The sequence below is a fragment of the Jidongwangia harbinensis genome, assembly GCF_020216025.1.
Taxonomy (GTDB): Bacteria; Actinomycetota; Actinomycetes; order Mycobacteriales; family Micromonosporaceae; genus Actinoplanes; species Actinoplanes harbinensis.
Genome location: NZ_JAIWNC010000004.1, coordinates 183073 through 195488, shown reverse-complemented (window position 1 = coordinate 195488; position 12416 = coordinate 183073). Strand labels below are relative to the sequence as shown.

Annotated in this window: 6 protein-coding genes and 1 pseudogene; 5 read left to right on the top strand and 2 right to left on the bottom strand. The window is 69.2% G+C overall.

Annotated elements, in window-relative coordinates; translation table 11 throughout:
- Positions 1-19: 19 nt before the first annotated feature.
- The 5 genes and pseudogenes from LDL48_RS07610 to LDL48_RS44420 form a co-directional block, all read left to right on the top strand.
- Positions 20-595 (top strand): Jag family protein, encoded by a 576-nt coding sequence (locus tag LDL48_RS07610; RefSeq protein WP_372472072.1) that lies wholly within the window; start codon positions 20-22, stop codon positions 593-595.
- Positions 596-597: 2 nt separating this feature from the next.
- Positions 598-1416 (top strand): 16S rRNA (guanine(527)-N(7))-methyltransferase RsmG, encoded by an 819-nt coding sequence (rsmG, locus tag LDL48_RS07605; RefSeq protein WP_225254304.1) that lies wholly within the window; start codon positions 598-600, stop codon positions 1414-1416.
- A gap of 771 nt (positions 1417-2187) precedes the next feature.
- Complete coding sequence (locus LDL48_RS07600) at positions 2188-3384, top strand: ParA family protein (protein WP_272493014.1); 1197 nt, start codon at positions 2188-2190, stop codon at positions 3382-3384.
- Positions 3381-4469 carry a ParB/RepB/Spo0J family partition protein gene (locus tag LDL48_RS07595; protein ID WP_225254303.1) on the top strand — a complete coding sequence of 363 codons (1089 nt, stop codon included), beginning with the start codon at positions 3381-3383 and terminating at the stop codon, positions 4467-4469. The genes LDL48_RS07600 and LDL48_RS07595 overlap by 4 nt, the downstream gene beginning before the upstream one ends.
- A 4274-nt stretch (positions 4470-8743) precedes the next feature.
- Positions 8744-9709 (top strand): annotated as a pseudogene (locus LDL48_RS44420) (hypothetical protein); the annotation flags it as partial.
- A 371-nt stretch (positions 9710-10080) separates the two neighbouring features.
- Here LDL48_RS44420 and LDL48_RS07585 read toward each other — a convergent pair.
- Positions 10081-11046, bottom strand: coding sequence for a D-alanine--D-alanine ligase family protein (locus LDL48_RS07585; RefSeq protein ID WP_225254302.1), 966 nt, complete (start codon positions 11044-11046; stop codon positions 10081-10083).
- Entirely contained in the window at positions 11043-12347 is a 1305-nt protein-coding gene (locus LDL48_RS07580) for an aminotransferase-like domain-containing protein (RefSeq protein WP_225254301.1), read from the bottom strand. Before LDL48_RS07580 ends, LDL48_RS07585 begins: the two co-directional genes overlap by 4 nt.
- Between the last annotated feature and the right edge of the window lie 69 nt (positions 12348-12416).

Sequence of the window (12416 nt, the reverse complement as noted above, 5' to 3'; positions counted from 1 at the left end):
GACCGAACGGGTCCGGCCGATCAAAACGGAGATGAACGTGACCGACACCAGCACTCCCGATTCCTCGGTTTCCGCCGACCCCTCCAGCGCCGAGGGTGCCGAGGAGACCAAGAAGTCGGAGAACGTTGCTTCCGACGGTGACCTGTTCCGCCAGAGCGAGATCGCTGCCGACTATGTCGAGGGTCTGTTGGACATCCTCGACTACGACGGCGACATCGACGAGCTGGTGTCGGCGGGCCGCCCGATGGTGGAGGTGGTCGGTGGCCGCCTCCAGCCGTTGGTCGGTCAGCGCGGCGCCACGCTGGAGGCGCTGCAGGAGCTGACGAGGCTGGCGATCTTCCGCGCCACCGGCTCCCCGAGCCGGCTGCTGCTCGACATCGGCGGCTACCGCGCCTCGCGGCGCAAGGAGCTGGCCGCGGTGGCCCGCAACGCCGTCGAGAAGGTCAAGGAACACGGCGATGCGGTACGCCTGGAGCCGATGTCGGCGTTCGAGCGCAAATGCGTTCACGACGTCGTCAACGCCATCCCGGGCGTGCAGAGCGAGTCCGAGGGCGTCGAGCCGAACCGCCGCATTGTGGTTCAGCCGGCCGACTGACGATGACCGACCCACGCTCCGGCGCGGGTGACCTCGGCCCGGGCGCCTCGACGCCCGGGCCGTCGTCATTCCCGGCGCCGCCCGGTGAATATCTCGAAGCTGCTCACCAGGTCTTCGGTGATCGCCTGTCCACCGCGGAGGCCTATGCCCGGCTTCTCATGACCGATGGCGTCGTCCGCGGCCTGATCGGTCCTCGGGAGGCCCCGCGCATCTGGGAAAGGCACCTCATCAACTGCGGTGTTATGTCCGAGATGATCCCTATCGGCGCTTCTGTGGTCGACGTGGGCTCTGGTGCAGGTTTGCCCGGTATCGTGCTGGCAGTGGCTCGGCCTGATCTCACCATCACGCTGGTCGAGCCACTAGCACGACGTACCGCCTTCCTGTCCGAGGCGGTGACAGCGCTCGACCTCGACACGACCGTCACGGTCGTCCGGGGACGAGCGGAAGACCTCGCCGGCGGACCCCCCGTCGCCGCCGATGTCGTCACCGCCCGGGCGGTTGCGCCACTGGACCGGCTTGCCGGTTGGTGCTTGCCACTCGCCGCCCTGGGCGGCCGGCTGCTGGCCCTCAAGGGCTCGTCGGCCGCGGACGAGGTGGCCGAGCACCGTGACGCGATCGCCCGGCTTGGCGGTTCGGATCCGTCCGTCACGCTCTGCGGGACCGGGCTGATCGAGCCGCCGACGACGGTCGTGGAGATCGTGCGGGAGCGGAACGTCGTGGCACCACGGCCGAGGCCGTCCAAGCGGGCGGCCGGTTCGGACCGTTCCGCCGGTGGCTCCGGTGGGCGCGGTTCCGGGCGAAGGAGATCGCGGAGGGGATAGATGGCCAAGCGGGGCGGACGTCAACGATCAGCGAAATCACCACGTCCACCCGCCCGGTCACCGGGCAAGGCGCCGGCGGCCACCGGCTGGCCCGCGCAGGCGAGTCCGGAGTACGCGGCTTCGCTCCGGCTCGTACCCGGGTTCATGGTTTTCGAGCCGACCGCGCCTCAACCCGAAAAGCCGACAGATGTGGGCCTTGCTGGGCCGATGCCCTTGGCCCTAGCCTGTTCAAGCCCGACCCCTTCTTCCTCGGCCGACGAGGTTTCGCCTCCGGGCGGAGACCGTGCGGCCGTTGCCATGACGCCACACCCCAACGCACAGCGATCCAACGCACAGCGATCACAGGCTCCACGATCCGGTGCACGACGGTCCGGTGCACGAGAGTCCGGTGCACGACGACCGTCGGTCGGGGCGCCCCATCAGACGGACACCCGTGGCACGCACCGCCCGACGGCCGTAGGCTGGCCGCGCGTCGATAGTGTGGACCGGACGGCGGACGCACCCGACGACTCGCCGCCTCCTGACTCACCGCCTGCATCGTCCGTCGATGACGTGGTGAGTGCTCGCGGTGCCGACCCATTCCAAGCAGGCAGGGACAAGACGGTGCATGAGTACGGCAGAGGCCTCGACGGTGGCCGTGGTGTTTCACGTGAAACCGATCCATTCGCCGAACCCGATCGGCGTGCAGGCCTGCCGGGTCATCCGACCGGCTCCCATGGATACGCGGCCGGTCCCGGCGCGGGCGTACCGGACGGTCCGGCTGGTCCAGCAATGGGCTTCGACAGTGAGGAGCACGGCGTGCCACAGCCGCGTGCGGGTCATGGACACGGGAGTGCTCAGGCGAACGGCGGCCAGGTGTACGGCCGTCCGGCGGTCAATCCGTCCAACGATGGCGCCGGAGGCCCGCTGACCGGCGAAGAGGCCGTCCAGGTCGAGCCACGCCGGACCGCGCCGGCCCCCCGCACCGAGCCGTCGGTGGCGCCGGTGTCCGGCTCTGCGCCGGTTCCGCTGGTGCCGCCCTCGCCGGTGCCACCGCCTACGGGTGACGGCAGCGCTCCAGACGAGCATGTTTCACGTGAAACGCCGGGCCGGGATGAGGACGATCCGCCCCTGGCCATGGAAGCGTTGCGTGCTGTGCAGATCCTCAATCCCAGCGGCGAGATCATCATGCCGCGACCCGACCATCCGAGGGTTCTCTGCGTCGCTAACCAGAAGGGCGGCGTGGGTAAGACCACCACCACCGTGAACCTGGCCGTAGCGCTCGCGCTGCACGGCAACCGGGTCCTGGTGGTGGACCTGGATCCCCAGGGCAACGCTTCCACCGGGCTGAACGTCCCGCACCACGCGGGCGTGCCCGACGTCTACGACTGCCTCATCGACAATGTGCCCCTGGCCGAGGTGGCCCAGCCGGTCGAGGGCATTCCGAACCTCTTCTGCGTACCCGCGACCATCGACCTGGCCGGTGCGGAGATCGAGCTGGTCTCGGTCGTGGCGCGTGAGTCGCGACTGGCCCGCGCCATCGCGGCACACCCGGAGAAGTTCGACTACGTCTTCATCGACTGCCCGCCCTCGCTCGGCCTGCTGACGGTCAACGCGCTGTGCGCCGCGCAAGAGGTGCTCATCCCGATCCAGTGCGAGTACTACGCGCTGGAGGGCCTGAACCAGCTGATCAACAACATCAACCTGGTCCGTCAGCACCTCAACCCGACGCTGGACGTCTCCACGATCCTCCTGACCATGTACGACCGCCGTACCCGGCTGGCCGACGCGGTGGAACAGGACGTGCGGAACCACTTCGGGGAGAAGGTCCTCCAGGCGGTGATTCCGCGCAACGTCCGAGTGTCGGAGGCTCCGAGCTACGGCCAGTCCGTGATGACCTACGATCCGGGTTCGCGGGGGGCTACCAGCTACTTCGAGGCCGCTCTGGAGATCGCGATGCGTGGGGTCAGTAACGGAGGCGCGGCATGAAGAATCGTCCACGGGGTGGTCTCGGCCGAGGCCTGGGCGCGTTGATCCCGACCGCACCGGCAGCCGCCGTGGCCACCGAGGAACCACCGGCGCCGGAGGCCCCGCCGGCACCCGTCGCTCCGCCGGCGCCAGCCCAGGCGGGCACTCCGGAAGCACCGGCTGCTGCCGCTGCTCCTCCCCCGCCGCCGCCCGCTGCCGAGCCCGACGAGGCGCTGCCCGCGATCGAGCCCGAGAACGAGTTGGCCCCGGTCCCGGGTGCGCGGTTCGCCGAACTGCCGGTCACCGCGATCCACCCCAACCCGAAGCAGCCGCGACACGTCTTCGACGAAGAGGCGCTCGAGGAGCTGAAGACGTCCATCCAAGAGGTGGGCTTCCTCCAGCCGATCGTGGTGCGCGACAGCGGCGACGGCAAGTACGAACTGGTCATGGGCGAGCGGCGCTGGCGTGCCGCGCAGGCCGTGGGCAAGGAAACGATCCCGGCCATCGTGCGCGACACGCGCGACGACGCCATGCTGCGGGACGCCCTGCTCGAGAACATTCACCGCGCCAACCTCAACCCGCTGGAAGAGGCGGCCGCCTATCAGCAGCTGCTCGACGAATTCGGCGCCACCCATGAGGAGTTGGCTCGCCGGATCGGCCGCAGCCGGCCGCAGATCTCCAACACCATCCGCTTGCTGAACCTGCCGGCGCCGGTGCAGCGCCGGGTGGCGGCCGGCGTTCTGTCCGCGGGGCATGCGCGGGCGCTCCTCGGCCTGGACGACAACGACGCCCAGGAACAGCTCGCGCTGCGCATCGTGGCAGAGGGACTGTCGGTCCGGGCCACCGAGGAACTGGTGTCGCTGGCCATCGCGGACGGACCCGCCAAGAAGGCGGCTCCCGCCCGGCGGGCCAGAGTGCACGCGCCTGCGTTGAACGACCTTGCCGATCGGCTCTCGGATCGGTTCGACACCCGGGTGAAGGTCGACATCGGCCGGAACAAGGGCAAGATCACCATAGAGTTCGCGACGGTGGATGACCTGGAGCGGATCGTTGGGATGATCGGGGTGGAAGAGGAAGGCGCGGGGGGCGCGGCTGAGGACGAGTGATCCCGGTGTGCGTGCCTGGGCTTGGCCGGGTGGGTGCGCTGCTGAGGATCGGTGGACGACGGCACGTGATTCTGGCGGATCGCGTGCCTTCTTCATGTCCGGGTTGTGGTGGGTGGGCGGCGTGAGGGCGTGGGCCGGGCGTGGGCCGGGCGTGGGCCGGGCGTGGGCTTGTTCGGCTGGGTTGAGGGCTCTTGTGGGTCGTAGTTGCGGGCCTGTGGGGTGTAGTTGCAAGGTCAAGTAATTCTGTCAGAGCCGTTCTGCTGCGATTTTGATCTTTGTGGGATTTCGGTTCTGGGGTCTTTTAAAGGCTCCTGATGGTCGTTTCCGGCGGGCCGTTTTGGCTGGGGCGTTGAGATGAGCGGGATTCGTCTTGTCGGGTGGTCTGGGGATGATGGCTTGTTGTTGATTCGATGGTTCTTGTTATAGGGGGAACTCGTATTCCGCTTGTGTTGGGGGGTGTTCTCACCGGGGGGTGCGAGGTGAGGCGTCGGATCCGGTCTCGGTTGGAGTATGGAGATCCGGGGACGAGGTAGGCGTGTTCGTCTGGGGTCTGAACCTTGGGATGCGGGCCAGCTCGATGTTGTGAGGGCTTGGCGGGGGTGGGTGGCCGGCCGGCTCATGTCGCTGGCTTGGTGTCTTAGGACTCGGGGCGCGTGGTGCGTGGCTCGTCGGTTCGGGGCGTTCTGTTGGTTCTCTTGGGCCGCGGTGGTTCGCGCAGCGTCGGTGGCTGGGCCGACGAGTGTGCCCTGGCGCTGCGGCGGCGACGAGTTTGCGCCTAGGCCGTGTTATGAGCGGGGTTGGGTTGGGCTACTGGCTGCTGCTGGTGGTGATTGGAGGCGAAGAGCAGCGGTGAACTTGCTTTCGCCCTGGCTGTTTGGGCCGCTGTGTGGGGCTGCTGCTGATTGCTCGGCGGGCCGGTGGTGGCTGGTGTCGGGTGTCGCCAAGGACCTGCTTCTGCTTCTTGGTGACCAGACGAGCGGGTCTTGCTGGTTGGCCTGGCATGGCTAGGCGACCGCGTTGGTTGGGACGGTTCTAGTCGTCGCTAGGGAGCGCGGCCGGTTTCAGCTCCGATGGGCGGACCGGTCGTGCTTACTGAGGACTCGGCAGATCGGTGGCTCGCCGGTTGTTCCGTGCAGGCGGTCCATGGCGGCCTTGATCAGCGATGTCGAGCGGGCGAGGTCTCAGTCTCTGAGTCGTGAGAGGTGTGCCTGTGGTTCGAAGAATGGGTGTGGTTCATCTACTCCCCTATTCATTGGCTTCGGACTTACTTGACGACTCTTTTTGGTTAAGGCGCACGGTTTCCGTGGAGGTCGGGGCTTGAGCCACTGCGTTGTGAAGGATGCGATCGTTTCACGTGAAACGGGCTGTCCTTGCGAATGGCCCTGGGCGGACCAACAATCCTCGGAGCCGGGAGCCGGGAGCCGGGAGCCGGGAGCCGGGAGCCGGGAGCCGGGAGCCGGGAGCCGGGAGCCGGGAGCCGGGAGCCGGGAGCCGGGAGCCGGGAGCCGGGAGCCGGGAGCCGGGAGCCGGGAGCCGGGAGCCGGGAGCCGGGAGCCGGGGTTCCACGTGAAACGGCTGTCTGATTAGACGCTTGGCGGTTTGGGAGATCGGAGTTCCACGTGAAACACGGGCGCCTGACCGCTCGCCTTGGGCCACCGGGGTCGGCTGGCATGAGTCTGATGGGTGGGCGTGGGAATCACGACAGCCACCCGCTGGGCGGGATGCCCAAGGCTCGGGCGGCGTGCGCAACGCCGGGACGGCATCTCCCACGACCGGGGCTCTGAATCGAGACGGAGGGTCGTAGGGGCGATCACGAGATTCATGGCGGCGCCCAGTAAGCGTCAGCCAACCGGGGCTTCGGTCGTTTGACATCTCACTCCGGGGAAGATCCTGGAAGGCGAGCAAATGACGGGCTACCGCTGACGACCCTGTGGTGCTTCCCTGTTCGGAGCCGGAGCCGGAGCCGGAGCCGGAGCCGGAGCCGGAGCCGGAGCCGGCGCCGAAGCCGAAGCGCCTCCGCCCTCGTCGGAGCGCACGAACGATCTCTAGTCGATCAAGGGCACCCGCGCAGGAGGCGCTCTTGGCGCCGTCGGCGCCATGCGTCGACGCCGGATGACATCTCGTCTATCGCGGACGCGCTCAGCAGGGCCTCTGCTGGTGCGTGCTGATAGCCGCTGGGTGTGGCGAACCGGGACGCGGTGGACCTCGGTTTCCCGTGAAACACACGGCCGGCGGAAGCGCATGCTGATGTGGAGTGTGTCGGCCCCTCGCAGCGGTAACGGCGCCCGCCGGACGGCTTGGTGCCGTGGCCTCGTTTCCCGTGAAACAGCGAACCCGATGAGGATCAGTCGCCACGCGCGCCAAGGCTTCCGTCATCCGTTCGTTGCCTAACAAGCTCGGTCTAGGTCTCGCACGGTGTGCTGCCGCCCCACACCTTCGCACGCCAGTGAGCCACACGGGTTCCCTTGGCCGCCTCGGTCAATGGGGACTCGGTCACCCACGCGCGATCGCGCCTACTAGGGGCGGAGTGTGCGGGACTGACCCTGACTCTCGGTTCGGACTCGACGCAGTCAATGAGGACGCACATGGCGATCGCTGCCGGCCAGGCCGCGCCGGAGCCGGCGCACCGATGGGACGGGGCGGGCCACAAAGTCGTCATCCTTGCGGAGCGGTCGGAGGACCGTCTCTGGGTAGGACGTTTCGGAGCGGATGCTTCCTGACGAAGCGGATGGCCCACTGCGACGGCGCACCGGGTGGGAGGACGGGTCGCGAGCGAGCCGAACGCGGCTCAGCGAGCTGGCGGGTCAGCTGGCCCGTGTAGATCTCACGACCGGCGCGCGAGCTCGCAACGGTAGAGGCGATCCGGTGCGGCCAACGAGGCCGGGGAGCACAGTACAACCGCCGCTGTTGCCATCACGGTCCTGTTAATCCGCAACGGCGAACCCATGCCGTCAGTTCACCGCGCCGGCACCTACCCAAGGGCTGGTGTCGTCGTCGGTCAGCTCTGCGCGATAGCGACGCCGACCCCACCCGCAGGGAAGCCCCGCTGTCGCAAGGCTTCGGGGGTCGAGATGGAGCATGGCTACGAGCGCCTGAAAGACAATGACCACTCGACTGGCCGCAAGTAGCCGGCAAATCGTGGGCATCGCTCTGATGAAGGAAGCCGCGACCACGGACCGCGCCGAGCCGTTTCACGTGAAACCTGGGCCTGATCGCTGGGGCCGCTCTCGCCCCCGCCTTCTGTGTCGCCCTGGCCGGTCGCCTTCCCGGCGGGACGATGCCGCCGGCTGATCCGGTGGAGGCTGGGCCGGGCAGTAGGTCGACAGGCGACGTCAAGCCGGTCCTAGGGCGGAGCGCGACGGCGGTCTGCGAGGGCAGCGACGAAATGACGACGGCGGGCGGTGATGAAGCTGGCCCGCAGGTTCCGCGTTGCGAGGGACAACTGCGGGAACTATGAGGAACCGACCTCCGTCCTTCGGGGGAATACCCGTGCCGATCCCAGCGCCAGCTGCCTCGGGGCGAGCAGCCGTACACCCGCACACAACGCCAGCGCCAGTACCACCAGGCCGAGTCTGCGGTGACGAACGAGGCTGCGCCCACGGATCTAGCGCGCCGTTCGGTGGCGGGGGTCACCGCGGCGTGTGATCATTCTGCGTGTCGCAGCGCCGAGTGCGCGCCTAACGCCGGACGCGACGGCATCAATCCTGGGCCAACACCAGCGAGCCATCACCCGCACACGACGCCCGATCCAGACCGAATGAACTCGGCCGCGTGCCCGCTCCGCGAATGACGGAGCCGCCACGAACGAGGGAATCTGGCTCGGCGCGACCCTCTCCCGGAGAGCGTCGGCCCGCCGGTTTGGTGATCGAGAAGTGTCGACCAGGGCGCGACGCGGAAGGGCCGTACTACGCCTCCGAGCGAAGCGGCTTGCATAGGAGATGGGCAGTATCCACAAGCTGTGCGTAAGGCTGTTGAGAAACCAGCGTGCCGCGTTTCACGTGAAACGACGCCGATGGCTGCAGCGTTGTCCACGTCTGTATCCACAGGGTGCGCAAGCGTTCTACGTCGTGTTTCACGTGAAACTGGCGTGCCTGTGGATAACTTCTGTGGATAACTTTCGGCGGGGTGGTGCGCTGGCCCACGGTGATGTGGATCGACCCGGGGGGCCTGGCTGAACGGCTGAGCCGGCGTTGGCGGCTCCGCCGAAAATTGACCCGGGACAGTGCCTGGTGACCTGCACTAAGGTCAGCGACGTGTCCGAGAACCCTGCCCCACTGCCCGACTTCACTCGCTGGCCCTCGTTCCCTTTCGAGGGAGATCTGCGGGTCAAGAAGATCGCCGCCCCCGTCGAAGTCGAGCCTCCCCGCAGCGGTGAGGACGCTGCCGACTGCGTCGCCTGCAACACGCCCGACGACGCATACATCTGGGTCAGTGAGCGTTGGCGCGTTCGGGCGATGGACCGTCCGACGGGACTGCCTATGGTCCTCATCCTGGAATGCCGCTCGCACCTCGACCTCGGGGATCTGCCGAATCTGCTCGCGGCCGAACTCGGAGTGATGACTGTTCGGCTGGAGCGCGCCATTCGCTCGCTCGACGGTGTAGCGCGGGTTCATGTGAACCGCTGGGGCGACGGTTCGGCGCACCTGCACATGTGGTTCCTGGCGCGGCCTTACGGACAGCTCCAGTTGCGGGGCACGTTCCTCTCCCTGTGGGACGACATCCTTCCCCGCATTCCCGAGCAGCGCTGGCGGGAGAACCTGGCGCACGTGGCCGCATGGCTGGCTGAGTTCGGTGGCCGCGCGCTCGCCGAGCCGCCGCACATCCAGTGGCAGTCGCCCTCGACGTTCAGCGTGCCAGCCACGGCCGGCGGCAGCGGGACCGGCGCCGACGCGCACGGCGGTGCGGACGTGTCCTCCTCGGAGTCGGAGGCTCACGGAGGTGGCCTCGGTACGGCACCTGGCCGGGACGCGGGCGCGAACGACTCGGGTAGCGGTGCGGACATGACCACGACGAGCGGCCGGGCCGCGGCTGCGGGTGGCGGCATTTCCGGGCCTGAGGGTGACGATGCGGGTGACCCGGCGGGCCATGGCGCCGACCCGGTCTGGGCAAGTACCCCAGGCGCCGACCCGGTCCCGGCAAGCCCTCCGGGCGCCGACGCGAGTTGGATGGGAAGCCCGGGTGAGGCTGCCAAGGGCGGTGCCAACGTAAGTGAGACGAGAGGCCCGGGCGAGGGCACCGAGGGTAGTGCCGATGTGAGCGGGACGAGGGGCCGGGGTGAGGGCACCGGGGCTGGTGCCGATGTGAGCGGGACGAAGAGCCCGGGCGAGGCCGCCGGGGCTGGTGCCGATGTGAGCGAGACGAAGGGCTCGGGCGAAGCCACGGATGGCGGCGTCGACCCCGACCCCCATCGGCAGGCGGGACCGGGGCCTGACACGGCTGCGGAAGGCGGCTCGGGTCTCTCTCGCGGGGCGGGCGCGATCCCCATGCCGCGGGAGATCGACCACGACTCCCCCGCCCCGGCCTATACCGCCAACGACGAGACCGGTCGGTAGACAGACGGCGGCGCCGCCCCGGAAGGACCGAGGCGGCGCCGAATAAGACTCACCGGGAGTCAGTGCGTTCGCGCTACCGCCCGCTCCACCAGCGTCGCCAGCATCGCGCCGAAGTCCAGGCCGGCCGCCTCCACCGCGAGCGGCAGCAGCGACGTCTCGGTCATCCCGGGTGCCACGTTGACGCCGAGGACGTGCGGCTCGTCGGCGGAATCCACGATCAGGTCGACGCGCGAGAGGTCCCGCAGACCCAGCGCCTTGTGGGCGGCGAGTGCCGTCTCCGACACCCGGGACGCGACCTCGGCGGTCAGCCGGGCGGGGGTGTGCCAGGTGGTCAGGCCTGCGGTGTAGCGGGCCGCGTAGTCGTACACGCCGTTGCGGGGGACGATCTCCACCAACGGGAGTGCCTGGGGGCCGTCGCCCAGGTCGACGATCGAGGCGGCGATGCTGGTGCCGGTCACGTACCGCTCGACCAGTGCGGTGGAGTCGTACCCGAAACAGCCGACCATCGCGGCGGGCAGGGCCGCCTCGTCCTTGACCACGGCGGCGCCCAGGCCGGAACCGCCCTGGGCCGGCTTCACCATCAGGGGCAGGCCGAGCCGGGACGTGATGCGGTCGAGCACCGCCACCGCGCCCAGCTCGGAGAAGCGGTCGTGGGGCAGAGCCACCCAGTCGGGGGTGGGAATGCCGGCCTCGCGGAGCATCGACTTCGCCGACGGCTTGTCCCAGGCCAGCCGGGAGACGCGGGCGTCGCAACCGACGTACGGCACGTCGCACAGGTCGAGCACCCCGCGCAGCGAGCCGTCCTCGCCGGTGGCGCCGTGCAGCGCGATCAGCACCGCGCTCGGCGGATCCTCGCGCAGCGTCGGCAGCAGCGAGACGTCCGCGTCGCGCATCTCCGCGGACAGGCCGGCGGCGCGGAGCGCGTGCAGCACCCGGCGGCCGGACCGCAGCGACACCTCGCGTTCGTACGACAGGCCGCCGGCCAGTACCAGCACGTGCGCATCCGTACCCATGGCTTTGATCATGCCAAGTCCGGACCAGGCGCATCGGCACCGGCCGCGCCACGACGGCGTTGCCGGGTCTGGCCGGTGGGGCCGAACACGGCGCGCAGCGCCAGCTCCTCCCCCATCACGCCGGCCAGCCGGCGTACGCCCTCGCGAAGCCGGTCGGGCGCCGAGAACGAGAAGTTGAGCCGCATGTTGCCGGTGCCGGTGCTGTCCGCGTAGAACCCGGTGCCGGGCACGTACGCCACCCGGGCCGCGATGGCGCGCGGCATCATGGCCTTGGAGTCGAGCCCGTCCGGCAACGTGGCCCACACGAACAGCCCGCCCTCCGGCTCGGTCCAGGTGGTGCCGGACGGCATCAGGTCCCGCATGGCGTCCAGCAGCGCGTCCCGGCGTTCCCGGTACACCTCGCGGTACGTCTTGATCTGTTCCTGCCAGGGCATGGTGGCGAGGTACTGGGCGACCGCGGCCTGGGCGAACGCGCTCGGGCACAGGATGTTCGCCTCGGTGGCCATGACCAGCTTCTCGCGTACCGCATGGGGTGCCAGCACCCAGCCCACCCGCAGGCCGGGCGCGAAGGTCTTGGAGAACGTGCTGACGTAGAAGACGCCTTCGCGGCGTCGCGCCCGCAGCGGCCGCGGGGCGTCCCCGGCGAAGCTGAGCATGCTGTACGGGTCGTCCTCCACCACCAGCAGCCCGGCGCGCTCGCAGATGTCGAGGACCTCCTCGCGGCGGGCGTCGGTGAGCGTGACGCCGGCCGGGTTCTGGTAGGTCGGGATGGTGTAGAGGAACTTGGCCCGCCGGCCGGAGCGGGCCACCTCGTCGATCGCCTCGGACAGGGCTGCCGGGATCATCCCGTCGGCGTCCATGGCCACGTGCTGCACCTGTGCCTGGGCGGCCTGGAAGACGCCGAGTGCGCCGACGTACGTCGGCCCCTCGGCGAGTACCACGTCGCCCGGGTCCAGGAACAGCCGTGCGATCAGGTCGAGCGCCTGCTGCCCGCCGACCGTCACGACCACGTCGTCCGGGGACGCGTCGATGCCGGACAGCGACATCACCTCGCAGATCCGTTCGCGCAGGTCGACGGTGCCCTGCCCGATGCCGTACTGGAGGCTCGTGGTGCCGTGCTCGGCGGCGAGCCGGGACAGCATGTCGCCGACCGCGTCCAGCGGCAGCGCCGCGATGTACGGCGATCCGCCGGCGAGCGACACCACCTCGGGCCGGCTCGCCACGGCGAACAGGGCGCGGATCTCGGAGGTCGTCATCCCCCGGACTCGCCGCGCGTAGCGGTCGGTGTAGTCATCCTGAGTCGTGCCGGTCATCCGGCTCACCCCTCATCACCTCGGCAACAGTGCGCCTCATGCTAGTCATCGACCAGGACCACGGCCTGG